Source organism: Pseudomonas sp. CAM1A, assembly GCF_047501685.1.
GTDB lineage: Bacteria > Pseudomonadota > Gammaproteobacteria > Pseudomonadales > Pseudomonadaceae > Aquipseudomonas.
Window position 1 is genome coordinate 904,989 of record NZ_JBFNXP010000002.1, and the last position, 23,240, is coordinate 928,228.

Genomic DNA, 23,240 nt, shown 5'->3' on the forward strand with positions numbered 1-23,240 from the left:
GCCCCGCGTGCGTTGAGTTACTTTCATTCGACTGAACAAGGACGCTCGGTATGAACCGCTCCTGTATCACGCTGTTTGCCCTGATGCTCTCGACCCACGTCCTGGGGGCCTACCAGCCCCCAGGTAATAGCGAGGCCGACTACCGCCAGGCCGTGGCCGGTCTCGATGCGGTCGAGCCGCAGCTGATGCGGATGATCCAACAGTTGGCCGAAGGCACCGCCGCCCAGGACCTGGAACCCCGCCTGAGCCAATTGCGCGGTGAATGGAGCCCGGCGCTGCAACAGTTGCAGCGCGCAGTCGATGCAGGCCATGCCGTGGCCCAGTATCGAATGGCGCTCTACCGGTTCGCCTATCAGCCGGATGCGCCTGTGCTCGACGACCCTGACCAATGCACGCTGTTGGTCAAGAGCCTGGAGCAAGGCTTCGCGCCAGCCGCTTTGCGTATCGCCAACCAATGCATTGGCTATGTCGATGGGCCTGCCTATGCGCCAGCGTTAAGTAAGGCGCTTGCCGATTTTTCCCAGTTCACTGGCTACTATCCGCAGCCGTCGGTGACCCTGGAATGTGTCAAGCAGGACCCGAAAGATATCCAGTTGCAATGGGGCGACGCGCCGTCCTACCAGGCCGAACTCTACCGGCTGCTCGGCTTTGCCGCTAATCGCCGCAGCCCGTTGCGTCGGGAGTTCTGGCAGAAGGCTGTCGACATCAACGGCTGCCCCACGATAGCCAGGCGCATGGACAGGTTGCAGAACTGAACCGGCATGTAGCAATAAACTGTTACCAATTCAACCCCTGCGACAACCGGTCGCGCCCCGTAAACAAAGGGCTGCAGCCCGATCAGCCGGATGTCGGGTAGATGGTGCGGGGGTGGCGTGACAGAATGCCCCGGTTTTCTGGCCGGCCCATCCCAGGGGTCGGCACCTTCCCTGTAAAGGATGGTTCCATGAATGATCTGTTGACCCGGCGCGCGGTTGTCGCCGGGATGGGCGTACTGGGGCTTGGCCTGCTGGCGGGCTGCAGCCCGGCCCGGGGCCTGGACTTCAAGTACGGCAAGAACATGAGCAACGAGATCCTCGGGCGCAAGTTCAAGCTCAAGGACCCGCAAGGCAACGAGCGCACCCTGTCGAGCTTCTACGGCTCGATGCCGATGATCTTCTTCGGCTTCACCCAGTGCCCGGCCGTCTGCCCGACCGCCATGGCGCGTGTGGCGCAGATCCGCAAGATCCTGCGAGGCCGCGACCGCGACCTGTTCCAGCCGGTGTTCATCACCCTGGACCCGGAGCGCGACACCCCCGAGGTGCTCGATGCCTACGTCAAGGCCTTCGACCCGTCGATCGTCGCCCTGACCGGAACCCCCGAGGAAATCGACGCGGTGGCCCGTGAATTCAAGGTGTTCTACGAGAAGGTCCCGGCCGGCGATACCTACACCATCTCTCACTCGTCCACCAGCTACGTCTACGATACCCGTGGCACCCTGCGCCTGAGCCTGGGCCATTCCCTGAACGCCCAGGAATGCGCCGAAGACCTGGTCACCCTGATGGAGATCTGCTGAATGTCGATGCAACCGATCAAGCGCGGCCTGGCCGCACTGGCCTTGATGAGCCTGGCCCTGCCGGCCCTGGCCCAGACCACCGTGAGCGACGCCTGGGTCCGCGCCAGCGTGCCGCACCAGCACGCCACCGGTGCCTTCATGACCCTGACCGCCAGCAGCGACAGCAAGTTGGTGAGCGTCGCCTCGCCCGTGGCCAAGACCGTGCAGGTGCACGAGATGACCATGAACGGCGACGTGATGGGCATGCGTGAAGTGAAGGCGGTCGAGTTGCCGGCCGGCAAGGCGGTGAAGCTGGACCCGAACGGCTTCCACGTGATGCTGATGGGCCTGAACCAGCAGGTGAAGGAGGGTGAGCAGGTGCCGCTGACCCTGACCATCGAGGATGCCAAGGGCGCGAAAGAAACCCTGCAGGTGCAGGCTCCGGTGCGTGCGCTCAACGCCGAGGCCGGCGCTGGCCACGACCATATGCACATGAACCACTGATGCACCGCCCATCGCGGGCGATGCGGCGCTCCGACAAGCCCGCATCGCCCGCGATGGTTTTCAGCGGTCAGCTACGAAAACGTGGCAGCGGCCGTTCGATATTCAGCGAGGTCAGGGTCCTGCGCACTTGGGCATCCTCGGCCTCCAGCGCCTTCAGGCTGGCGCGGATCTTGCCGGCGGCGGGCACATCGCCCTGGCGGTCGATCCAGTCGGCGATCTCCTTGCAGGCGCTGCTCAGGCAGGCTTGGCGCTGGCTCATCAGCGACAGGAGCGTGGTGATTTCTCGTTCGGACATGGCGGGTTCCTCCGTTCAGCCTTGTCAGTGTAGCAGCGGCTGCACCCGACGGTGTCAGCCGCGCAGATAGCGCAAATAGCCCAGGCTCAGCGCGCAGATGGCGAGCGCGATCAGCAGCAACGCCGGCGCCAGCATCTGTAGCATGCCGACCACCATCAGCCCCGCGCCGATCTGCAGGTAATACAGCAGGCCGAACAAGGCTGCCGCCGTACCCCGGCAATCGGCGTAGGCCAGCAGTGCCGAGCTGAGCAGCAAGGGGATGGCCATGGCGAACGCGACCATCACCAAGGCCATTGACCCGACGATCCACGGTGATTCACCGATTGCCGTCATGCCCAGCGCGCCGAGCACAAGCAGCAGCGCGGCACCCTTCATCAGGTTGGCGGCCGCGACTGCGCGCCCCAGCAGCAGGGCATTGAGCCTGGCGCCAGCCAGCGAGCCGAGGGCCAGGGCCACGCCTGAATAGCCCATCCACTGTGCCTGCCCCAGGCGTTCGAAGATGAACGGCGCCAGGCTGTACCAGGCGAACACGGCGATATTGAACAAGGCCACCAGCGCACTGGCCAGCAGCACCCGGCGGTCCGCCAGCAGGCGCATCAGCACCTGGCGCAACGGTGTCAGCGCGGGCGTGGTGGCCTGGGTCTCGGGCATCGCCTGCCAGCCCCAGGCCAGCAGTGCCGCTGCCAGGATCAGCTGTGCGGCCAGCACGCCGCGATAGCCGAACGCCTGGTCCAGCAAGCCGCCAGCGAGCATGCCCAGTGCCGGGCTGATGGCCAGGCATGCGCCGATCAGCGAGAACACCCGGGCCAGTTCCGTGGCGTTGTAGCGGTCGCGCAATGCGGTCTGGGTCACCACCGAACCGACCGCGGCGGCGAAGGCGGCGACCATCCGCGCCGCCAGCAACTGGCTGAAATCGCTGGCCAGCAGTGCCGCGAGCGCCGCCAGGGCGTACAGGGCAAGGCCCACGAGCATGGTCGGCCGCCGGCCCTTGATATCGCACAACCGACCCCAGACCAGCACGCCGACCGCGAAGGCGACGAAGTACAAGGACAGGGTCAACGAGGCATCCGCAGCGGAAACCGCGAAGCCTTCGGCCAGCGATACGAGGGCCGGGCTGTACAGGGTTTCGGCTATTTGCGGGAACATGAGCATGGCAGTGGCGAAAGCCAGCCAATAACGATTTTGCATGGGCTTGTCCTCTGCAGTTGATCGGAGGCCCATGGTAGGGTTGGCGATCTGTGATCCATTATCGTGATCAGGCCAGGAAATCAATGAAACAGGACAAACTGCAATGGCATGGCTCGCACCCGATAGCGCTTTTGACCCGGACGCCCACTGCGCACCGGTGATCGGCATCTGCTCGGCCCTGGGTGACCATGACTCCGGCAACCACTGGCATGTCCGAGGCCAGCTGCTGTTCACCCGCCTGGGTTGCGTGCGCATCGACTCGCCGGGGCTGCTGTGCCTGTTGCCGCCGAGCCGCGCGGCGTGGATACCGGGCGGCCTGGCGCACCGTGCGCGGATGCGCGAGACGGTGGATTACCGCTCGGTGTACCTGGATGCGACGGCGGCGGTGGGGCTGCCGGAGCAGGTGACCATCCTCGACGTCAATCCATTGCTGCGCGAGCTGCTCGAGCGGATAGCCCAGGCACCCTTCGACAGTGACTGGCGGCATGGGGCCAATCACCATTTGCTGGGTTTGTGTCGCGCCGAACTGCAAAGTGCGCAGCGCCAGCCGATGCTGTTGCCGCTGCCACGTGACCGACGCCTGGCGCGCCTGGTGGACGGCCTCGATCGCTTGCCGCCGGCGCTGGGCGAGTTGGCGCAGCAAGCCGGGGCCAGTGAAAAGACCATTGGCCGCCTGCTGCGTCGCGACACCGGGATGAGTTACCAGCAATGGCGCCAGCAGTGGCGGTTGCTGCGGGCGGTCGAGCGCCTGGCTCTGAACGTGCCGCTGGGGGAGATCGCCGATGAGCTGGGCTTCGCCAGCGACAGCGCCTTCATCGCGTTCTTCCGTGGCATGACCGGGCTGACGCCGGGCGCCTGGAGCCGTGCCGCTACGCCAGGTTGAGACAGGCCTGGCGATAGGCGCCCGGCGGCACGCCATAGGCCTGCTTGAACTGCCGGCTCAGATGGCTCTGGTCGGCAAAACCCAGGGTAAAGGCGACTTCTAGGACGGCTTGACCGCGTTTGAGCAGTTCCCGGGCGCGGGCCAGGCGGCGCTGCTTGAGCCAGGCATGCGGCGGCAGGCCGGTGGCCTGGCGGAATACCCTCGCGAAGTGGAACGGCGAAAGGTTCACCGCAGCTGCCAAGGCCTCCAGCGACGGCGGATCGGCCAGTTGACTCTCCAGCAACTCGCGGGCGCGGGCCACGGCCAGCGGTTCGTTGCCGGGGGCGACGGGCTCGGCGCAATGGCCATGGCGCTGCACCAGGGCCAGCACCGCCTGGCGCCAGGCGGTCTGTTGCTCCAGGGCGCTGGCGCAGGATTCCGAAAGCCGGTGCAGGTGGCTGAACGTTGCGGCCAGGGCCGGGTCCTGGATCACGCTGTCCTTGAATCGGGGCAGGTCATGGCGGCCCAGTTCCAGTTCGTCGAGCACGCCGGTGACCCGTTCATGCTCGGGGTAGAAGCCACGGTAGCGCCAGCCGGCCTCGTGGGCGGTGGCGCCGGTGTGCAGCTCGTCGGGGTTGATCAGCACCATGCTGCCGACCGGCGCCAGGTGCTCGCTGCCGCGATGCCAGAAACGCTGGGCGCCGGACTCGATCACGGTGAACACATAGCCCTCGTGCACGTGCGGGGCGAAGCGCTGCTGGATATAGCGGGCGTGCAGCATCTCGACATCGCCCAGGGCGGGCGCCTGCCACAGGTGGGCCTGTTCGCGCAGGGGCGTGGTCATGCCAGCCAGCTGCGCAGGAGGAAGAAGATCAGCATGCTCGCCAGCATGCTCAGCAATACGCTGCGGGTCAACAGCACCAGGGCGATGGCCACCAGCGAACCGAGCAGGTAGGGGTTCAGCGGACTCAGGTCGAGCTGGTGCTCGGGCAGGAAGATGATCGGTCCGCAGATCGCGGTGAGCATGCCGGGCACGGCAAAGCCGAGGAACTGCCGCGCATTGGAGCTCAGGCGCAGGGGTAAGCGCGGTTCGAGGAAGGCGTAGCGGTTGAGGAACACCACTGCGCCCATGGCGAAGATCAGCAGCCAGATCATGGGCGGCCTCCGGAGAACTTCTGGCAGATAAAGCCTGCGGCCATGCCCAGCAGGCCGGCGGCGACCAGGGCGGTCTCCCAATGCCAGTAACTGAACAGCACCGAGCAGAACAGCGACACCGCCACGCACACCACGGTCGGCAGGTTGCGCACCAGCGGTGCGATCAGGGCGACGAAGGTGGCGACGATGGAGAAGTCCAGGCCCAGTTGGTCCAGGTGCGGGATGTTCTGGCCGAGGACGATGCCGGCCAGGGTGAACAGGTTCCACGCCACGTAGAAGGTCAGGCCGACGCCCAGGGCGTACCAGCGGTTGAACTGCTGCTGGTCGTGGTGGCTGGTGAGGGCGAAGAACTCATCGGTGAGCAGAAAGCCCAGGCCCAACCGCCAGCGCGTCGGCAGCCCCGACAGCACCGGGCGCATCGACAGCCCGTAGAGCAGGTGCTGGGAGGTCAGCAGCAGGGTGGTGAGCAGGATCGAGAACAGGTTGGCGCCACCCTTGAGCATGCCGATGGCCACCAGTTGCGCGGCGCCGGCGAAGACGATGGCCGACAGGCCCTGGCCTTGCCAGGCGCTGAGGTTGGCTTCGATGGCCATGCTGCCGGCGAGCAGGCCCCAGGGGGCAACGGCCACGGACAGCGGCAGGATGGCGATGGCGCCGTGGAGGAACGCTTGGCGGGCGATGGGTGGGCTGGGCATGGAAGCGGCAACGAATCGACAGGGCAGACAAGCATGACAGAGGGGGCCGGGGGTGGCTTGAACGATCTTGCTTTGTTGTGGCCGTATCGCGGGGCAAGCTCGCTGCCACAGGTTGAGCAGCAGACTTGCCCTTTACTTCAACGCAACTCGACCTGCGCGCACAGCCCGCCTTCGGCGCGGTTGCGCAGGGTCAGGCTGCCGCCCATGGCCTGGGTCAGTTGCTGGGCAATGGCCAGCCCCAGCCCGGTACCGCCGGTGCTGCGGTTGCGCGAGCTTTCGACCCGGTAAAACGGCTTGAGCACGTCGTCGAGCTCCGCCTCGGGGATCCCGGGGCCGTCGTCGAGCACGCGGATCAGCGTCACGCCGTTCTCGCAGCCGACTTCCAGCTGCGCGGCGCCGGAGAACTTCAGCGCATTGTCCACCAGGTTAACCAGCACCCGGCGCAAGGCGTGGGGGCGGGTTTGCAGGGTGGCCTGGGCGCTGCCGCTGCGATTCACCTGCGCGCCGCTGTCCTGGTAGTCGAACACCAGGCTGTCGAGGAAGGCGTCGAGGTTGACCCGGCACGGCGCCTCGGTGCCGCTGTCCATGCTGCGGGCATAGGCCACGCCTTCGCGCACCAGGTGCTCCATGGCGTCGAGGTCGTGCCACAGCTTGTCCTTCTCCAGCCCGTCGTCCATCTGCTCGACGCGCAGCTTCATGCGCGTGATCGGCGTCTGCAGATCGTGGGAGATGGCGGCCAGCAATTGCATGCGTTCCTTGAGGTAGGCCGCGATGCGCGCTTGCAGCGCATTGAAGGCCACGGCGGCGTAGCGCACTTCGCGCGGGCCGCTTTCGTCGAGCTGCGGGCCGGGGCTGTTCGGGTCGAGGTCGTCCACGGCCTGCACCAGTCGGGTCAGCGGGCCGATGGCCAGGCGCACGGCGAGCCAGGTGCAGGCCAGCAGCACCGCCAGCTGGATCAGCAGCACCACCGGCAGCCAAGTGGCCACCGGCACCGATGCCGGGGTGACGTCGATGGTCAGCGGCGCGCCGTCGGCCAGGCGCAGGTGGGCCTGGAAATGCGCATTGGGGCCGGGGATTTCCTGGAAGGTCAGGCGGTAGCGGTCGCCGATGGCCTTGACGATCGAGTCGGCGGCCATCGGCGGGTTCTCGCTCGGCATGGCTTCGCCGGACAGCCCCTCGTCCAGCCGGTAGCGATAGGTGCGCCGTTCCAGGCGCGACAGCCAGGCCGGGCGCTCGGCGGCGGGCAGGCGGTCGAGGATGGCGACCGAGGTCGAGACGTCCAGCTCAAGGTTGCTGAGCATCATCGAGCGGCTGCTGACATAGCGCTCGTAGGCTTGCAGGCTGAATGACAGGCCATAGGCCAGCACCAATCCTGTGAAGAAGATCAGTGCCAGGCGCGAGGCCAGGGTGCGCGGCCACTTCATGCCGGCGACTCCAGCAGCTGCACCGGCAGCGAGAACACATAGCCTTCGCTGCGCACGGTCTTGATGCAGGTGGGCTCGCGGGCGTCGTCGCCCAGGCGCTGGCGCAGGCGGCTGACCAGCAGGTCAATGGAGCGGTCGAAGATGTCCGCTTCGCGGCCCTGGGTCAGGTTGAGCAGCTGTTCACGGCTGAGCACCCGCTGCGGGTGGTCGAGGAATACCCGCAGCAGGCGGTACTCGGCGCCGGACAGCGCCACCAGGGTGCCCTCGCTGTCGAGCAGGTGGCGCGCGGTGGTGTCCAGGCGCCAGGGGCCGAAGGCGATCAGGCGCCCGCTTTCGCTGATGGTCAGGTTGGGCGGCAGCATGCGCGTGCGGCGCAGCACGGCGTTGATCCGCGCCAGCAGCTCGCGGGCGGAGAACGGCTTGGTCAGGTAGTCGTCGGCGCCCATTTCCAGGCCGATGATGCGGTCGGTCTCGTCGTTGCGCGCGGTCAGCATCAGCACCGGCGTGTTGCGGTGCTTGCCGGCGCGCAGTTCGCGGCACAGCAGCAGGCCGTCGTCGCCGGGCATCATGATGTCGAGAACGATCAGGTCGACCGTGTTGTTTTCCAGGAAGGCGCGCATCTGCCGGCCATCGGCGACGATGCTGGTGCGCAGGCCGTTCTTCTTCAGGTAGTTGCCGACCAGTTCGCGGATTTCGCGGTCGTCGTCGACGACCAGGATGTGATCGACATGCTCCATGGGGTGTCCTTGTGAGTGAGGGTTGGGCGCAGTGTACCGAGCGAATCCGGGCTTGCCTGCCACGGTTTGTATTGCAGTGTATCTGGCACTGCCGTGGATACAGGAGGAAGCACATCACAGCCTGGGTGGACACAAGCGCGATACCTGGCGGGAGTGAAATGGCTCTCGACCGGGGAGCGACGCCTCCCCATGCCAAGACCTCGCATCAGGAGAACCACCATGACTATCAAGACCCTCGCCAGCGCCGCCCTGTTCGCCGTCCTCGGCTTTGGCGCCATCACCGCCCAGGCCAGCAGCACCTCGCTCAACGACGCCAGCGTGATGCAGTACCGCTACGGCGACAAGCTGGATGTGAAGAAGGTGCTGTCGGTGAAGGATGACCGCAGTGACACCTGCGGCGTGGTCAACACGCGCATGGACTACCTCGACTCCCAGGGCAAGCCGCAGAGCGTCGAGTACCGCTCCTACGCCACCAGTGGCTGCCATGACAACTGAGGCGCGCGGCAAGCGCCGCCTGCTCAAGGCCGGCGGCGTGGCCCTGGCCCTGCTCGGGTTGGGCCTGGCCGGCCACCTGCTGGCCCGCGACAGCTACGGCCCCATGCCGTCGCTGGCCGGCGCCGAGCAGTGGCTCAACTCACCGCCGCTGGACGGCCCGGCCCTCAAGGGCAAGGTGGTGCTGGTGGATTTCTGGACCTACGACTGCATCAACTGCCGGCGCAGCCTGCCGCATGTCAATGACTGGGCGCGGCGCTACGGCGAGCAGGGGCTGGTGGTGGTCGGGGTGCACACACCGGAGTACGACTACGAGCATGACATCGGCAGTGTCCGGGCGCAGGTAAAGCAGTTGGGCATCGCCTATCCGGTGGCGGTGGATAACGGCTACCGGATCTGGAATGCCTGGGGCAACCAGTTCTGGCCGGCGCACTACTTCGTCGACCGCAAGGGCCAAGTGCGCCATGTGCACTTTGGCGAAGGCGATTATGCGGGGCAGGAGCGGGTGATCCAGGCATTGCTCGATGAGGAGGGCTGATGCGTTGTCCGCCGCGGCCCAATCGCGGGGCAAGCCCGCTCCCACGCAGGTTGCTGGACGGCAGTCGTGGGAGCGGGCTTGCCCCGCGATAGGGCCGGCCCAGGCGACATCACTCTCCCAGCCGTTGCTCCCGCGACGGCGGATAACCGAAGTACGCCGCATAGCATTTGCTGAAGTGCGACACCGAGACGAAGCCGCAGGCCACCGCCACCTCCATCACCGACAGGTCCGAATACTGCAGCAGCCGCCGGCTCTTGGTGATGCGCAGTTCCATGTAGTAGCGCCTGGGCGAGGTGCCCAGCTGGGCCTGGAACAAGCGGTCGATCTGCCGGCGCGAGCGCCCGGAGTAGGCGGCCAACTGGTCGAGGCTGAGGGTTTCCTCGAGGTTGTTTTCCATCAGTTCGACGATGGTGCGCAGGTGCAGGCTCATGGATTTCTTCGCCCCGGGCCCGACCTGGCGATAGCGTGCGCCGGAGAACGACAGGATCTCTTCCACGCCTTCGGCCAGGGCATCGCCGTACAGGCGCCGTACCAGGCCGAGCATCAGCTCCATGGCGCCGTTGGGGCTGGCGGCGCTCAGGCGGTCGCGGTCCAGGGTGAAGCTGGCCGGGGTGATGCGCGTTTGCGGGCTGATCTCGGCCAGGCTGGCGCGCTGCTCGGGGTGCACGCTGCAGCCGTAGTCGTCGAGCACCCCGGCGCGGGCGAGGAACCAGGCGCCGTTCCACAGCCCGCCGAGGGTCATGCCGTGGCTGGCACAGTCGCCCAGCAGGCGGTCGAGGTCGGGGTACTTCAATGGCGTGCGCAGGCCGCCGCACACCACCAGCAGGTCGAGGTCGTGCAGGCTGCGGGGATCGAGCGGGCTGGCGATCAGTTCCAGGCCCAGGTCGCTGAGCACGCGATCGCCGCCCAGCGACAGTGGGGTGGAGGTGAAACTGTCGGCGCGCAGTAGGTTGGCGGTGACCAGCACGTCCATCGCCACGGTGAAGCTGGCCATGGAGAAATGCTCGAGCAGGACGAAGTCGACGCGGTAGGGGCGCTGGTTGCCGGCATCGCCGGACTTGAGGCGCAGCATGTTGCTGGTGCTGGTCTTCTTGCTGAACTGGCGTGGCGTGGGCACTGCGGACTCCGCTTCCTGGCTGGCGGGGTCGAGTGTGCGGTGAGGCGGGGGGAAAGACAACAGGCGGCGCTTGCCGGCGCTGAAAGCACAGCGCCCCCTGAAGAGGGGGCGCCGGTTGTTGCCAGGCGGGGCTTAGAAGTCGCCGCGCAGGGTGAACATGTAGCTACGCGGAGTACCGTAGGTGGTGCCGCGGGTCCAGTAGCCCATCGAGTCGAAGTACTTGCGGTCGAACAGGTTTTCGACGTCCACGCCTACGGTCCAGTGCTCGTCGAGCTTGTAGGCGGCGCGCGCATCGAAGATTGCGCGGCCGCTGTTGTACGCCTCGTTGTAGGCATCGACGTAGGAGTTCTGCGCCGAAACGCCACCACCGACGCTCAGGCGGTTCCATTCACCCGGGAAGGTGTAGTTGGTGTTCACGCGCACCATGTGTTTCGGGGTCTGCGCCGAGATCGGGCCACCTTCGGACGAGCTGGTGGTGTTGTAGGTGTAGCCCGCCGCCACTTGCAGGCCCGGCAGCAGTTCGCCGGTGGCCTCGGCTTCGAAGCCCTTGCTGCGGTTGATGCCATCGCCATTGGTCCAGCAGCGGCCGGCCGGATCGGTCGGGCACTTGCCGCGGTTGGCCGTGTCTTGCAGGGCCACGTCTTCCTGCTCGATGTAGAAGACTGCGAAGGACACGTTCAGGCGTTTGTCGAACAGCTCACCCTTGATACCGGTTTCGTAGTTCGAACCGACTGACGGATCCAGTACGCTGCCGCTGACGGTGCGGTAGTTGGACTGCGGCAGGAAGATGTCGGCGTAGCTGGCGTACCAGGACCACTGGTCGTTCAGGTCGTAGATCGCGCCGACGAAGGGTGTGAATTCCTCGTCCTGCCGGCTGGTTGTCACCTTCGGGCCGTTCCAGGCTTCGTTCTTGTACCAGCTCAGACGACCACCGAGGACGAAGCTCAGGTCTTCGGTCGCGTGCAGGCGGGCGCTCAGGTAGGTGCCGTAGCGGGTGTCGATGGTGTCATCCATGGACTTCCAGCCGTTGCGCTGCAATTCCGGGATATTGCTATGGTCGGGATCGAAGACATTGAGCGGGATAGGGCTGGGCAGCGCTATGGTGTTGTCCTTGTCGTTCATCTTGCGCTTGGACCAGTTGGCACCGAGCGTCAGCTGGTGGGTCAGGCCAAAGGCCTCGAACGTGCCGTCCAGGTGGCCGTCGACGGCGTTGGAGGTCACATCGAACTTGTGGTAGCTGACGGTGTTGACCGTCGGGCCACCTGGGGCGTTGTATTCCAGCGTCTCGCGCGCGCCCCACTCGATGGCACTGCGGTTGTAACCGCCTTCGGAGTGCGACAGCGCCAGCTTGCCGGTCCAGTTGTCGTTGAAACGGTGGGTGAGGTCGGCGAACACCTCGTCCATGTCGGTCTGCAACTTGGTCCAGTCCTGCCCGAGGTAGGTCGAGCGCTTCAGGTGCGGGTTGCTGCCGTCGGGATTGTTGGGGATACCCAGCACGCTGTAGCCGTCGATGCGCGAGGTCTGGCGGCGCAGGCCGAGGGCGACGGTGGTGGCATCGTTGAGGTCGGCCTCGACGATGCCGTACAGCAGCGGCCGCTTGGACTTGGTGACGTCGGTGAAGTAGCCACGGTCTTCATAGGAGGCGACCATGCGCCCGCGCAGGGTGCCCTGGGGGTTGAGGCGACCGCTGGCATCCAGGTCCAGGCGGTAGTTGTCCCAGGAGCCAGCACGGGTGATGACGGAGAAACGCGGGTCGGCGGTCGGGCGCTTGCGCACCAGGTTTACCGCGCCGCCCGGGTTGCCCGCGCCCACCAGCAGGCCGGAGGCGCCGCGCAGCACTTCGACGCGGTCGAAGATCGCCATGTCCGGGGTCATCCAGCCGGTGTAGGCGTAGGCCTGACCGGGCACGCCGTCGACCATGTAGCTTTCGTCGGTGAGGTCGAAGCCACGGGAGCTGAAGTGGTGGTTGCCATAGCCGCGGTTGGCGCGGGTGATGCCGGTGGTCTGCGCCATCACCTGATCCAGCGAGACCAGGTTCTTGTCGTCCATCAGCTTGCGGGTGACCACGGTGACCGACTGTGGGGTCTCACGCAGCGATTGCGCGGTCTTGCCGATGGTCACCGCGCCGGTGGTGTAGGAGTTGCTGCCCTCGGTGGTGGCACCCAGCACCTGGCCATTGATGGTGGTGGCGTCCAGGGTCATGGCCGAACCGGATTCAGCCGCGCCGCTGATGATCAGGGTGTTGTCCTGCACGCTGTAGCGAATCCCGCTGTTCTTCAGCAGCTCCCCAGCTGCCTGGGTTGGCGAGAAACGACCCTTGACCGGGCTGCTGCGCAGGCCCTGTACGGTCTCGGGACTGAACAGCACCTGCAGGTTGCCCTGGCGACCCAGCTCTTGCAGCGCGCTGCTCAGCGATTGCGCCGGGATGTCGAAGTCTTGCTCCTGGGCCTGCACCTGCGCGGCGAGCGGCAGCGACAGGGCGAGGCCGAGGGTAGCCATGGCCGGCGAGGAACGCAGCATCCGGCGCAGCATCAGCGCCTTGCTCAAGGGGGTCAGTGTGTTGGCTGGTATTGGCATTTTTATGCTCTGGCTCAAGGTACGCAAAGTAAATGAAAATTATTCCGTTGCGAGTAGGACGCATGCGCATGCCAAAACCGGAAAAATATTTACGGTTGGCAGAGGCCTGACCTGCGACTTCCCTGTGGGCAGGGTTGATTCAGCGTGCGGCAATAGGGGAACGAGCGATGCGGCGGGGAATTTACAAAGTGCGGGCGGTGGCGAGGATCCACCGCCCGTGAGGCGGGGTCAGGCGGGCAGGGCGGGTTCCTGGTTGCGCTCGACGACGATCTGGCCGCCGTGCATGCGCACCAGTTGGTCAGCCACCGGGAAGTAGCGGTCGTCGTGGGAGATGACGATGATGGTCTTGCCCTGCTGTTTCAGCTCCGGCAGCAGCTCGGTGTAGAACACGCGGCGGAAGGCCGGGTCTTGGTCGGCGGCCCATTCATCGAACACCAGCACCGGGCGCTGGTCGAGCCAGGCATTGATCAGTGCCAGGCGCTTGCGCTGGCCGGTGGACAGGTCGGTGGTGGTGAAGCTGCCGTCGCGGATGCTCACCTTGTGGGCGATATCCAGGCGTTCCAGGTACTTGCCGGCCTCGGGCGGCAGCTCGGCCTGGCCGGGCAGCGGCTCGTCGAACAGGTAGTAGTCGGCGAAGATGGTGGTGAACAGCTGGCGGTAGTCGTCCAGGCGCTGTGGGGTGACCGTTTCGCCATTGAGGCGCACTTCGCCCTGTTGCGGGGTGTACAGGCCCAGCAGCAGCTTGATCAGGGTGGTCTTGCCGCAACCGTTCTCGCCGACGATGAAGACGATGTCGCCCTGGCGGATGTTCAGGTTCACCGGCCCCAGGTGGAACGGCTGGCTGCCCTCGACCTGCGGGTAGTCGTAGCGCAGCTGGCGCAGTTCGATGGACTCGACGCTGGACACGGCCGGGGCGCGGTCGCTCACCAGCAGGTGCGGCTCCGGCGACGAGAAGCGCGCCGACAGCTCGGCGATGCGGCGCAGGGCGATCTGCGCGCGGCTGATGCTCGGCAGGTTGGTGATCAATTGCTCCAACGGCCCCTTCATGTACAGCATCACCAGCACGAAGCCGCCGAGCACGGTGCGATCGGTGCTTGGCCACAGCGCCTGGAAGGCAATGGCCACGCCGATGACGGCGAAGAACAGCATCGAGCCGAAGGTCTCGGCGCTGACGAAGATGTTCGCCGCACGGATGTTGGCCTTGCAGATGCGCTCGGTGGCGCCGTGGATCAGCTGGTCATGCATGTGCTGGCGGCGCTTGCGCTGGATCCGCAGCTCCTTGGCGCCGCCGGAGAGGGCCTGGTAGTGCTTTTGCAGCTCGTCCTCGCCGTTGCGGGCGGTGAGGATGTTCTTCATGCCGAAGCGGTGGGCGAGGAACTGCGCGCCCGTGCCGATCACCACGGTCAGGGCGGTGATCAGCAGGATCTGCCATGACAGCAGCGCCAGGTAGGCCAGGCAGCCCAAGGTGACGGTGAAGGCGATGACCATCGGCGCCACGGACAGGGCGAAGGCGCTGATGGTGCTGACATCGTTGAGCAGCACCGGGATCAGGCGGTGGGCACGGTAGCGCTCCAGTTGCGCGATCGGCGCCACCAGCACCTTGGCGGACAATTCGCGGCGCAGCCGCGCCACCACCTTCTGGCCCACGTAGTTGGTCAGCAGGTTCGAACCGGTGGAGCAGGCCAGGGTCAGCACGCACAAGCCGCCGAACAGCAGGGCGGTATGGGTGTCCGGCCCGCCGGCGGCATTCATCGCGCTGTTGATGGTGGCCAGCAGGGCGGTGACGCTCAGGCCGCTGACCACGCCAAGGGCCGCCGAAAGCGCGACCAGCATCCAGAACGGCTTGAGTATGCGCAGGGTTTCCTGGGCGAGGCTGGGTGTCTTGAGCGTCATGGGGGCATCTCGTGAGTATTCGTTGGCGCCGGGCAGGAGCAGGTCCTGATCTTGGTAGACGAGAGGGTTTTGCGCGGATTTAGTCGCCCGGCGCCGAGGGCGCCGGGGCGGGGCAGGGCTTACAGCTCGCGGGCGACGCGGAAGCCGATCCAGTCGCCACGCAAGGTGGAGCTGCGCTCGTTGCGGTTGCCCGAGCGCGAGAAGATCGGCGCCTCGGTGTAGTCGTTGCCGCGGATCACCCGGCGATCCTCGCATTCGCTGCTGTTGGTCTGCGGGCTGCCGTCGGTGGGGGCGCTGGCGTAGCTGTCGACGTAGCAGTCGCGGGTCCACTCGTAGACGTTGCCGTGGCCGTCGTAGACGCCGTAGGCGTTGGGCGGGAAGCTGCCGACCGGCGAGGTGAAGGAGAAACCGTCGGTGGGGCCGTAGGTATTGGCGTGCTTGGATATCTGGTACTTCTGCTCGTCGTTGTCATCGAGCGGGAAGGGGAACGGCCCGGTGCTGCCGCCGCGCACGGCGTACTCGCGCTGGGCTTCGCTGAGCACCTTGTAGACCTTGCCGGTCTTCTTCGACAGCCAGCCGGCATAGGCCTCGGCTTCGTGGAAGTTCAGGCACACGGCGGGCTGGCGGTCACCCTGCTGGTAGCGCGGCACGCCGGCGATGCACTCGCGGCCTGGGCGGGTATCGCCGTTGGGGACCTTGTAGCCGGTGGCTTTGAGGTAGGTTTTCCACTCCCCGTTGGTGATCTGGTACTGGCTGACGGCAAAGGCTTTTTTGAACGTGACCTGGTGCAACGGGCCTTCATCGTCCTGGCGGCCCTTTTCGTCATCCGGGGTGCCCATCATGAAGCTGCCGGCGGGCAGCACCACCATTTCCGGGCAGGTCTTGGCGCAGTCGCGGAACACGCTGCCGGGTTTGCGCGCGGGCGCCGCGGCCAGGGCCGGCAGGCTGCAGGCGACCAGCAGGGCGGCCAGGGTGAGGCGGTTCAGGGGTGCGGTCATGGGGAAGCCTTGTTCAGGGTTGCTGGGCAGACAGCGGGAGTTCGTGCTGTTGGACGAACTGAACGAGGCGATGTTTAAGGGGGATTTGTATCCAGGTGTGGTAGGGCTGCGCCGGTGATCGCGCAGCCCGTACGCAATCAGCTCAATTCAAGCCAGATCGGCGCATGGTCCGAAGGCTTTTCCATCCCGCGCAGCTCATAGTCGACCCCGGCAGCCTTGACCCGCGGCAGCAGCCCCTGGGAGGCCATGATCAGGTCGATGCGCAGGCCGCGCTTGGGTTCGTCCTCGAAACCGCGGCTGCGGTAGTCGAACCAGCTGAAGCGGTCGGCCACGTCCGGGTACAGGTGGCGGAAGCTGTCGACCAGGCCCCAGCCCTTGAGACGCTCCATCCACTCGCGCTCTTCGGGCAGGAAGCTGCACTTGCCGGTCTTCAGCCAGCGCTTGGCGTTGTCCGGGCCGATGCCGATATCGCAGTCCTGGGGCGAGATGTTCAGGTCGCCCATCACCACCACAGGCTGGTCGTTCTTGAACTGCCCTTCGAGCAGGGCCTGCAGGTCGCCGTAGAAGCGCTGCTTGGCCGGGAACTTGGTGGGGTGGTCGCGGCTTTCGCCTTGGGGGAAGTAGCCGTTCATGATGGTGATCGGTGTGCCGTCGGCATCGGCGAAGGTGCCCCAGATGAAGCGGCGCTGGGCATCCTCCTCGTCACTGGCGAAGCCCTTGGACAGCGACAGCGGTTTTTCCCGCGAGAGCAGGGCGACGCCATAGTGGCCCTTCTGGCCGTGGTAGTGCACGTGGTAGCCGTGTGCCTCGACGTCGGCCAACGGGAACTGATCGTCGCTGACCTTGGTTTCCTGCAGGCCGATCACGTCCGGCTGGTGTTTGGCGATCAGCGCCGCCAACTGATGTGGACGGGCGCGCAGGCCATTGATGTTGAACGAGACGATCTTCATGGCAAGACGATCCTGGTAAAAGCCACGGATGCTAGCCGACATCGCCGGCCACGGCCAGCATGGCGCCGCGCTACGGGCGCTGCTAACGTGCTGGAGGAGGTGAACCCAGCGCCGGAATCTGGTTCCAAGGCCCTGTACGCCCATTCCAGGAGGACTGCCCGCAATGCCCGACGACATCGCCGCCCCGGCCCGGATCTGCCTGCTCGATGCCGGCTACGCCCGCGAGGCGCGTTCGCTGCTCTATCATGCCTACCGCCACGAACCAACCTTCGCCTGGCTGTTCGAGGCCCAGCGTCCCGGGTACGAGCGCCGCCTGCGGGTGATGGTGCGCGAGTGGGTGCGCCAGCACTTTTACCTGCAATTGCCGGCGATCGGCCTGTTGCTGGAGGATCGCCTGATCGGCCTGGCGCTGATCGTGCCACCGCAACGCCGGCTCGGCGTGGCCGACAGCTGGGCCTGGCGCCTGCGCATGATCCTCGGTACCGGCCTGCGCTGCACCCGCCGCTACCTGGATTACCAGGCCGCGCTGGCCGGGTGCCTGCCGGGGGACAAGGTGCACGTGCTGCCGCTGTTGGGCGTGCACCCGCAGTTCCAGGGCCGGCACTACGGCGAGCAACTGCTGCAGGCCGTGCATGACTGGTGCGCCGAGGACGCCGGTACCGAGGGCGTGGTGCTGGACACCGGCAATGCGCACTACCTGGCCTTCTACCAGCGTCAGGGTTATGAGGAGATCGGCGAGATCGCCGTGGGGCCGATCCGCGAGCGGGTGTTCTTCCACCCCAACCCGCGCTCGTCGAGGGCAGCGAACCTGTGACAGGCGTTTGCCGACAGCCCCCTTGACCCCTTTGCTCTGGTAGCATGCCGCGCATGACGTATTCAGGAAGACTTGGCTGGGGCCTGCTGTTGCTGGCCGCCAGCTCCATGGCATGGGCGCAGAGCGAATTGCTGGTACGGGTCAAACCCGCCAACAAGGCGCTCAAGTCCAATATCGAAGGGTATATCGGCAGCCTGGGCGACCGCGACGAAGAGGCCTTGCTGCGCTTCAGCCGGGGCGCTGAGGAGCAGACGCGCAAGGCGGCCCAGGCCCTGGGCTATTACCAGGCGCGGGTCGAGACCGAGGTCAAGGCGCCGGCCGAAAAAGACAAACCACCGCAACTGATCATCCAGGTCGAGCCGGGCGAGCCGGTTCGCCTGCGCAACGTGACCGTGCGCATCGAAGGGCCGGCCAGCGAGCTCAGGGTGTTCCGCATTCCCGACAGCAAGGCGCTGCGCCCGGGCGAGCAGCTCAACCATGGCACCTACGAGGATGCCAAGCGACTGATCCAGAACCAGGCGTCGCGCTACGGCTTCTTCGCCGGCCGCTTCGAGCGCCAGCGTCTGGCGGTCGATCCGCAGGCCGGTGTGGCCGATATCGAACTGGTCTACCAGAGCGGCCCGCGCTACCGCTTGGGCGCTGTCACCTTCGGCGGCGACGCGCCGCTGGACAACGACCTGCTGCAGCGCATGGTGGGGTTCAAGCCCGGCACCCCGTACGACTCGGAACTGATCGCCGAACTCAACAACGACCTGCAATCCAGCGGCTACTTCGACAGCGTGCGGGTCGACGCCGCGCCCACCGCCGCGGTGGGCGAGGACATCCCGGTGGACGTGCACCTCGACACCCGCAAGCCACGCACCCTCGGCCTTGGCCTGGGCTTTTCCACCGACGTCGGCCCACGCGGCAAGGCCAACTGGACCCGCCACTGGGTCAACCCGCAAGGGCACAGCTACGGTTGGGAGACCGAACTGTCGGCGCCCCGGCAGAACGTCGGGCTGTGGTACGACATCCCGCTGGACCCGCCGCTCACTGACAAGCTGCGCTTCGCCGGCGGCTACCAGAACGAGGAGATCGCCGGCACCGACACCCTGAGCAAGCTGCTGACGGTCGGCCCGGAGTGGCACAGCAAGCTGCCCAGCGGCTGGCAGCGGGTGATCTCGCTCAAGTACCAGCGCGAGGAGTATCGCCTGGGCGACGACTCGGGGCTGAGCAACCTGCTGATGCCGGGCGTCAGTTTCTCCTACCTGCGCAGCGACAACCGCATCGACCCGCACAATGGCTACCGCCTGCAGTTCGACCTGCAGGCGGCCAAGGAAGGCCTGGGTTCGGACACCAACCTGATCCATGGCAACGTGCTGCTCAAGGGGCTGACCACCCTGGGCCAGAACCATCGCTTCCTTGGCCGCGTGCAGTTCGGCGGCAGCGCCACCAATGGCTACCAGCAGAACATCCCGCCGTCACTGCGCTTCTTCGCCGGTGGCGACCAGAGCGTGCGCGGCTACGACTACCAGTCGTTGTCGCCGAAGAACAACCAGGGCGACCGCATCGGTGGGCGCTACCTGGTGGCCGGTAGCGCCGAGTACCAGTACTCGATTGCCGAGAAATGGCGCCTGGCGACCTTCATCGACCAGGGCAATTCATTCAACTCGCTGGAACTGCCCAGCCTCAAGACCGGCGTCGGCATCGGTGTGCGCTGGGTGTCGCCGGTGGGGCCGCTACGCCTGGACCTGGCCCGCGCCCTGGATGACGACGGTGGTTTTCGTTTGCACTTCTCCATGGGGCCTGAGCTGTGACACGTGTAGTCAAACCCATCCTGCTGGCATTGCTGGGCCTGCTGTTGCTGATCGTCCTGGCGCTGGGCCTGGTGCTGGGTACCCAGGGCGGCAGTCGCTGGGTACTGGGCTTGGTGCCGGGGCTGCAAGTCAGCGATTTCTCCGGACGCCTTGGCGGCAGCTGGCAGGCCAGCCAACTGCGCTGGACGGCGGGCGAAGACCGTGTCGAGGTGCAGGCCCCGCAACTGGACTGGTCGCCAGCCTGCCTGCTGCGCGCCACGCTGTGCGTCGAGCGTCTGCAGGCCGAGCGTATCGACATGGCCTTCGCCCCGGGCGAGGACAAACCCGATAGCGGCCCATTGCAACTGCCGGCGCTGGATCTACCGTTGGCCATCGAGCTGGGCGAGGTCAAGGTGGGCCAGTTGCGCCTGGATGGCAGCGACCTGCTGGGTGACCTCAGCCTGGCCGCGCGCTGGACCGCGAGCGGCCTGCGCGTGGACAGCCTGCAACTGCGCCGAGACGATCTGCACCTGGATGTTCAAGGCGACCTGACGCCCCAGGGCGACTGGCCGCTGCAACTGCAGGGCACGCTGCAGTTGCCGACGGTCGATGGCAAGGCGTGGCAGCTGGCGTTGACCGCCAAGGGCGAGTTGCAGAAGTCCCTTGCCGTCGACGCCACCAGCAGCGGCTACCTGGACGCACGGCTGAGCGGTGAGCTGCAGGCCCTGGCTGAGCACCTGCCGGCCCACCTGAGCATTCGCGCGGACAGCTTCAAACCGGCCGCCGAGTTGCCCGACACCCTGCAACTCGACCAGCTGCGGCTCGATGCCCAGGGTGACTTGCTCAAGGGTTATCAGCTGTCCGGCTCGGCCACGCTGCCCGCCGAACAAGGGCCGATCGGCCTGGTGCTGGCCGGCAAGGTCGATGCCAAGGGCGCCCGGCTCGATGCCCTGGACCTGAACGCCAGCGACCAGCAGCGCCTCAAGCTGCAGGCCAGCGCCGACTGGCAGCAGGGCCTGAGCGCCGATGCCAGCCTCGACTGGCTGGACTTCCCCTGGTTGCGCCTGTACCCGCTGGAGGCGGCGCCCCAGGTCACACTCAAGCGCTTCAACGCCCAGGTGCAATACCGCGACGGCAGCTACAAGGGGGTGTTCAACGGCGATCTGGACGGCCCGGCCGGCGCCTTCAGCCTGGCCAGCCCGTTCGACGGCGACCTGGGCCAGGTGCGCTTGCCGCAGCTGCTGCTCAACGCCGGGCAGGGCAAGGCCGCCGGCAGTGTCGCCCTGCGTTTTGCCGACACCCTGGCCTGGGATGTCGACCTGCAACTGTCGGCGCTGGACCCGGCCTACTGGCTGGCGGAGCTGCCCGGCACCCTGGCCGGCCCGCTGCGCAGCCAGGGCGAATTGAAGCACGAGCAACTGACGCTCAAGGCTCAGCTGGACCTCAAAGGACGCCTGCGCGGCCAGCCGGCGCTGGTCAAGGTCGACGCCGAAGGCGCAGGCGAACGTTGGACCCTGGGCAGCCTGGCGGTGCAGCTGGGCGACAACCGCATCAATGGCAGCGCCAGCGTTCAGCAGCGCCTGGCTGGGCGTGTCGACCTCGACCTGCCGCGCCTGGGCCAGCTCTGGCCGCAACTGCAAGGGCAGGCCAAGGGGCGCCTGGACCTGGCCGGCACCCTGGCCGCGCCCCAGGGTGTCCTGACCCTGCAGGGCCAGCAGTTGGGCCAGGCAGACAACCGTGTGCAACGCCTGGACCTGGATGCCCGGTTGGACAATGCCCAGCGCGGCCAACTGACGCTCAAGGCCGGCGGCATCCGTGTGGGTGATACCGCCCTGGGCAGCCTTGATGTGCAAGGCAAGGGCGATGTTCGCCAGCAGGCCGCCACCCTGGCCCTCGACGGCCCGCAACTCAAGCTCGACCTGGCGCTGGATGGCGCCTTGGCCAAGGGCGACTGGCGCGGTCGCCTGGCCAGCGGGCGCATCCAGGCCGGCGGCCAGGACTGGCAGTTGCAGGCCCCGGCGCGCCTGCAGCGCCTGGCCAGCGGCCAGCTCGATTTCGGCGCCCATTGCTGGCGTTCCGGCCAGGCCAGCCTGTGCGGCGAGGACCAGCGCCTGGCGCCGGAGCCGCGCCTGCGCTACCACCTCAAGCAGTTCCCGCTGGACAGTCTGGCGCAGTGGCTGCCCAAGGATTTCGCCTGGCAGGGCTTGCTCAACGCGGACATCAACCTCGACATTCCGGCCAGCGGCCCCAAGGGCAGCATCCGCGTCGATGCCGGCGGCGGCACCTTGCGAGTACGCGACAAGGACCGCTGGGTCGATTTCCCCTATCAGGTGCTGCGCCTGGACAGCACCCTGGCGCCACGTCGGGTCGACACCCGCCTGGACTTCCGTGGCGAGCGCCTGGGCGAATTGAATGTGAACACCCGCCTTGATCCGCTGGGCCGCAACAAGCCCTTGTCCGGTGATTTCCGCCTGGCCGGGCTTGAGCTGTCGGTCATCCGGCCGTTCCTGCCGATGGTCGAGCGCCTGGCCGGCCAGCTCAACGGCAGCGGGCGTTTGTCCGGCAGCCTGATGGCGCCCCAGGTCACGGGCAATTTGGCCCTGAATGGTGGCGAGGTCAGCGGTGCGGAGTTGCCGGTGAGCCTGGAGGACCTGTCGCTGCAGGCGCTGATCGCCGGTGAGCAGGTGCAATTGAACGGTAACTGGCGCAGTGGCGCGGCAGGGCGTGGGCAATTGACCGGGCATATGACCTGGGGCCAGGCCCTGGGCATGGACCTGCGCCTGCAAGGCCAGCAACTGCCGGTCAGCGTCGAGCCCTACGCGGCGCTGGAAGTGGCGCCCGACCTGAACATTCGCCTGGTCGAGGACAGGCTGGCGGTGATCGGCAAGGTGCAGGTGCCCAAAGGCAAGATCACCGTGCGCGAGCTGCCGCCGTCGACGGTCAAGGTCTCGGACGACACGGTGATCGTCGGCCACCAGACCGAGCAGGGCAAGCCGCCGATGGCGGTGGCGATGGACATCGATGTCGATGTCGGCAGCGAAAAACTGTCATTCAAGGGCTTCGGCCTGACCGCCAACCTGCTGGGCCATGTGCATATCGGCGACAACCTCGATACCCGTGGTGAGCTCAGCCTGGCCGACGGCCGCTACCGGCAGTATGGGCAGAGTCTGACCATTCGCCGCGCACGGCTGCTGTTCGCCGGGCCCATCGACCAGCCATACCTGGACATCGAGGCGATCCGAAAGGTCGACGACGTGATCGCCGGCATTCGCCTGAGCGGCAGTGCCGAGCAGCCGACCACCAAGGTGTTCTCGGAGCCGGCCATGAGCCAGGAGCAGGCGTTGTCCTACCTGGTGCTGGGTCGGCCGTTGAACAGCTCCGGCGAGGACAACAACATGCTCGCCGAGGCGGCGTTGGGGCTGGGGTTGATGGGCAGCGCCGGCCTGACCGGCGGCCTGGCTTCGAACCTGGGTATCGACGACTTCCAGCTCGACACCCAGGGCTCGGGCAACAAGACCAGCGTGGTGGCCAGCGGCAACCTCACCGAGCGCCTGAGCCTGCGCTATGGCGTGGGCGTGTTCGAGCCGGCCAATACCATCGCCTTGCGCTACAAACTCAGCAAGAAGGTCTACCTGGAAGCGGCCAGTGGCCTGGCCAGCTCGCTGGATATCTTCTACAAGCGCGATTTCTGATCT

The 23,240-nt window shown here is 66.5% G+C and carries 21 protein-coding genes; 9 read left to right on the plus strand and 12 right to left on the minus strand.

What is annotated here, in order from left to right:
- Nucleotides 1–50: 50 nt before the first annotated feature.
- The 3 genes from ABZO33_RS07870 (at nucleotide 51) to ABZO33_RS07880 (ending at nucleotide 2,035) form a co-directional block, all read left to right on the plus strand.
- Nucleotides 51–755 (plus strand): hypothetical protein, encoded by a 705-nt coding sequence (locus tag ABZO33_RS07870; RefSeq protein ID WP_414535569.1) that lies wholly within the window; start codon nucleotides 51–53, stop codon nucleotides 753–755.
- A 188-nt stretch (nucleotides 756–943) separates the two neighbouring features.
- Entirely contained in the window at nucleotides 944–1,552 is a 609-nt protein-coding gene (locus ABZO33_RS07875; RefSeq protein ID WP_031315095.1) for an SCO family protein, read from the plus strand.
- Nucleotides 1,553–2,035 carry a copper chaperone PCu(A)C gene (locus tag ABZO33_RS07880; protein WP_038705971.1) on the plus strand — a complete coding sequence of 161 codons (483 nt, stop codon included), beginning with the start codon at nucleotides 1,553–1,555 and terminating at the stop codon, nucleotides 2,033–2,035.
- Nucleotides 2,036–2,102: 67 nt separating this feature from the next.
- Here the strand turns inward: ABZO33_RS07880 and ABZO33_RS07885 are convergent, their stop codons facing one another.
- The gene (locus ABZO33_RS07885) at nucleotides 2,103–2,330 is read right to left on the minus strand and encodes a hypothetical protein (RefSeq protein WP_414535570.1); all 228 of its coding nucleotides are present in this window, start codon (nucleotides 2,328–2,330) and stop codon (nucleotides 2,103–2,105) included.
- Nucleotides 2,331–2,384: 54 nt separating this feature from the next.
- Nucleotides 2,385–3,518 carry an MFS transporter gene (locus tag ABZO33_RS07890; protein ID WP_414535571.1) on the minus strand — a complete coding sequence of 378 codons (1,134 nt, stop codon included), beginning with the start codon at nucleotides 3,516–3,518 and terminating at the stop codon, nucleotides 2,385–2,387.
- A 103-nt stretch (nucleotides 3,519–3,621) separates the two neighbouring features.
- Between ABZO33_RS07890 and ABZO33_RS07895 the strand changes: the two genes are divergently transcribed.
- Entirely contained in the window at nucleotides 3,622–4,401 is a 780-nt protein-coding gene (locus ABZO33_RS07895) for an AraC family transcriptional regulator (RefSeq protein ID WP_414535572.1), read from the plus strand.
- On the opposite strand, the gene ABZO33_RS07900 is transcribed toward ABZO33_RS07895, so the two are convergent.
- The 5 genes from ABZO33_RS07900 to ABZO33_RS07920 form a co-directional block, all read right to left on the minus strand.
- Nucleotides 4,388–5,224, minus strand: coding sequence for an AraC family ligand binding domain-containing protein (locus tag ABZO33_RS07900; RefSeq protein WP_414535573.1), 837 nt, complete (start codon nucleotides 5,222–5,224; stop codon nucleotides 4,388–4,390). The two genes, ABZO33_RS07895 and ABZO33_RS07900, sit on opposite strands and share 14 nt — an antisense overlap.
- Entirely contained in the window at nucleotides 5,221–5,535 is a 315-nt protein-coding gene (locus ABZO33_RS07905; RefSeq protein WP_023632701.1) for an AzlD domain-containing protein, read from the minus strand. The genes ABZO33_RS07900 and ABZO33_RS07905 overlap by 4 nt, the downstream gene beginning before the upstream one ends.
- Entirely contained in the window at nucleotides 5,532–6,230 is a 699-nt protein-coding gene (locus ABZO33_RS07910) for an AzlC family ABC transporter permease (protein WP_414535574.1), read from the minus strand. Before ABZO33_RS07910 ends, ABZO33_RS07905 begins: the two co-directional genes overlap by 4 nt.
- A gap of 137 nt (nucleotides 6,231–6,367) precedes the next feature.
- Nucleotides 6,368–7,654: a sensor histidine kinase gene (locus ABZO33_RS07915; protein WP_414535575.1), complete on the minus strand. Its 1,287-nt coding sequence runs from the start codon at nucleotides 7,652–7,654 to the stop codon at nucleotides 6,368–6,370.
- Nucleotides 7,651–8,391, minus strand: a complete 741-nt coding sequence (locus ABZO33_RS07920) for a response regulator (protein WP_046855862.1) — start codon at nucleotides 8,389–8,391, stop codon at nucleotides 7,651–7,653. The genes ABZO33_RS07915 and ABZO33_RS07920 overlap by 4 nt, the downstream gene beginning before the upstream one ends.
- A gap of 219 nt (nucleotides 8,392–8,610) precedes the next feature.
- Between ABZO33_RS07920 and ABZO33_RS07925 the strand changes: the two genes are divergently transcribed.
- Both ABZO33_RS07925 and ABZO33_RS07930 read left to right on the plus strand, forming a co-directional pair.
- Entirely contained in the window at nucleotides 8,611–8,886 is a 276-nt protein-coding gene (locus tag ABZO33_RS07925) for a DUF2790 domain-containing protein (RefSeq protein ID WP_414535576.1), read from the plus strand.
- Nucleotides 8,876–9,421 (plus strand): thioredoxin family protein, encoded by a 546-nt coding sequence (locus ABZO33_RS07930; RefSeq protein ID WP_414535577.1) that lies wholly within the window; start codon nucleotides 8,876–8,878, stop codon nucleotides 9,419–9,421. Before ABZO33_RS07925 ends, ABZO33_RS07930 begins: the two co-directional genes overlap by 11 nt.
- Nucleotides 9,422–9,530: 109 nt before the next feature.
- Here the strand turns inward: ABZO33_RS07930 and ABZO33_RS07935 are convergent, their stop codons facing one another.
- The 5 genes from ABZO33_RS07935 to xthA form a co-directional block, all read right to left on the minus strand.
- A complete protein-coding gene (locus tag ABZO33_RS07935) occupies nucleotides 9,531–10,538 on the minus strand; it encodes a GlxA family transcriptional regulator (protein ID WP_414535578.1) in 1,008 nt (335 codons plus the stop codon).
- Nucleotides 10,539–10,670: 132 nt separating this feature from the next.
- Nucleotides 10,671–13,115, minus strand: a complete 2,445-nt coding sequence (locus tag ABZO33_RS07940) for a TonB-dependent siderophore receptor (RefSeq protein ID WP_414535579.1) — start codon at nucleotides 13,113–13,115, stop codon at nucleotides 10,671–10,673.
- Between the two features lie 228 nt (nucleotides 13,116–13,343).
- Entirely contained in the window at nucleotides 13,344–15,008 is a 1,665-nt protein-coding gene (locus ABZO33_RS07945; RefSeq protein ID WP_414535580.1) for a cyclic peptide export ABC transporter, read from the minus strand.
- 119 nt (nucleotides 15,009–15,127) lie between these two features.
- Nucleotides 15,128–16,006: a formylglycine-generating enzyme family protein gene (locus tag ABZO33_RS07950; RefSeq protein WP_414535581.1), complete on the minus strand. Its 879-nt coding sequence runs from the start codon at nucleotides 16,004–16,006 to the stop codon at nucleotides 15,128–15,130.
- Nucleotides 16,007–16,143: 137 nt separating this feature from the next.
- Nucleotides 16,144–16,956 carry an exodeoxyribonuclease III gene (gene xthA / locus ABZO33_RS07955; RefSeq protein WP_414535582.1) on the minus strand — a complete coding sequence of 271 codons (813 nt, stop codon included), beginning with the start codon at nucleotides 16,954–16,956 and terminating at the stop codon, nucleotides 16,144–16,146.
- Between the two features lie 163 nt (nucleotides 16,957–17,119).
- Between xthA and ABZO33_RS07960 the strand changes: the two genes are divergently transcribed.
- From ABZO33_RS07960 to ABZO33_RS07970, 3 genes are read left to right on the plus strand one after another with little or no spacing between them, the layout of a single operon-like run.
- Nucleotides 17,120–17,770, plus strand: a complete 651-nt coding sequence (locus ABZO33_RS07960; RefSeq protein WP_414535583.1) for a GNAT family N-acetyltransferase — start codon at nucleotides 17,120–17,122, stop codon at nucleotides 17,768–17,770.
- A gap of 53 nt (nucleotides 17,771–17,823) precedes the next feature.
- Nucleotides 17,824–19,566: an autotransporter assembly complex protein TamA gene (locus ABZO33_RS07965; protein WP_414535584.1), complete on the plus strand. Its 1,743-nt coding sequence runs from the start codon at nucleotides 17,824–17,826 to the stop codon at nucleotides 19,564–19,566.
- Complete coding sequence (locus ABZO33_RS07970; RefSeq protein ID WP_414535585.1) at nucleotides 19,563–23,237, plus strand: translocation/assembly module TamB domain-containing protein; 3,675 nt, start codon at nucleotides 19,563–19,565, stop codon at nucleotides 23,235–23,237. Before ABZO33_RS07965 ends, ABZO33_RS07970 begins: the two co-directional genes overlap by 4 nt.
- Nucleotides 23,238–23,240 lie beyond the last annotated feature (3 nt).

What these genes read in the sequence shown, in the direction of transcription:
- ABZO33_RS07870 (WP_414535569.1), top strand. Translation starts at nt 51, where the DNA reads ATGAACCGCTCCTGTATCACGCTGTTTGCCCTGATGCTCTCGACCCAC.
- ABZO33_RS07875 (WP_031315095.1), top strand. Translation starts at nt 944, where the DNA reads ATGAATGATCTGTTGACCCGGCGCGCGGTTGTCGCCGGGATGGGCGTA.
- ABZO33_RS07880 (WP_038705971.1), top strand. Translation starts at nt 1,553, where the DNA reads ATGTCGATGCAACCGATCAAGCGCGGCCTGGCCGCACTGGCCTTGATG.
- ABZO33_RS07885 (WP_414535570.1), bottom strand. Translation starts at nt 2,330, where the DNA reads ATGTCCGAACGAGAAATCACCACGCTCCTGTCGCTGATGAGCCAGCGC.
- ABZO33_RS07890 (WP_414535571.1), bottom strand. Translation starts at nt 3,518, where the DNA reads ATGCAAAATCGTTATTGGCTGGCTTTCGCCACTGCCATGCTCATGTTC.
- ABZO33_RS07895 (WP_414535572.1), top strand. Translation starts at nt 3,622, where the DNA reads ATGGCATGGCTCGCACCCGATAGCGCTTTTGACCCGGACGCCCACTGC.
- ABZO33_RS07900 (WP_414535573.1), bottom strand. Translation starts at nt 5,224, where the DNA reads ATGACCACGCCCCTGCGCGAACAGGCCCACCTGTGGCAGGCGCCCGCC.
- ABZO33_RS07905 (WP_023632701.1), bottom strand. Translation starts at nt 5,535, where the DNA reads ATGATCTGGCTGCTGATCTTCGCCATGGGCGCAGTGGTGTTCCTCAAC.
- ABZO33_RS07910 (WP_414535574.1), bottom strand. Translation starts at nt 6,230, where the DNA reads ATGCCCAGCCCACCCATCGCCCGCCAAGCGTTCCTCCACGGCGCCATC.
- ABZO33_RS07915 (WP_414535575.1), bottom strand. Translation starts at nt 7,654, where the DNA reads ATGAAGTGGCCGCGCACCCTGGCCTCGCGCCTGGCACTGATCTTCTTC.
- ABZO33_RS07920 (WP_046855862.1), bottom strand. Translation starts at nt 8,391, where the DNA reads ATGGAGCATGTCGATCACATCCTGGTCGTCGACGACGACCGCGAAATC.
- ABZO33_RS07925 (WP_414535576.1), top strand. Translation starts at nt 8,611, where the DNA reads ATGACTATCAAGACCCTCGCCAGCGCCGCCCTGTTCGCCGTCCTCGGC.
- ABZO33_RS07930 (WP_414535577.1), top strand. Translation starts at nt 8,876, where the DNA reads ATGACAACTGAGGCGCGCGGCAAGCGCCGCCTGCTCAAGGCCGGCGGC.
- ABZO33_RS07940 (WP_414535579.1), bottom strand. Translation starts at nt 13,115, where the DNA reads ATGCCAATACCAGCCAACACACTGACCCCCTTGAGCAAGGCGCTGATG.
- ABZO33_RS07945 (WP_414535580.1), bottom strand. Translation starts at nt 15,008, where the DNA reads ATGACGCTCAAGACACCCAGCCTCGCCCAGGAAACCCTGCGCATACTC.
- ABZO33_RS07950 (WP_414535581.1), bottom strand. Translation starts at nt 16,006, where the DNA reads ATGACCGCACCCCTGAACCGCCTCACCCTGGCCGCCCTGCTGGTCGCC.
- xthA (WP_414535582.1), bottom strand. Translation starts at nt 16,956, where the DNA reads ATGAAGATCGTCTCGTTCAACATCAATGGCCTGCGCGCCCGTCCACAT.
- ABZO33_RS07960 (WP_414535583.1), top strand. Translation starts at nt 17,120, where the DNA reads ATGCCCGACGACATCGCCGCCCCGGCCCGGATCTGCCTGCTCGATGCC.
- ABZO33_RS07965 (WP_414535584.1), top strand. Translation starts at nt 17,824, where the DNA reads ATGACGTATTCAGGAAGACTTGGCTGGGGCCTGCTGTTGCTGGCCGCC.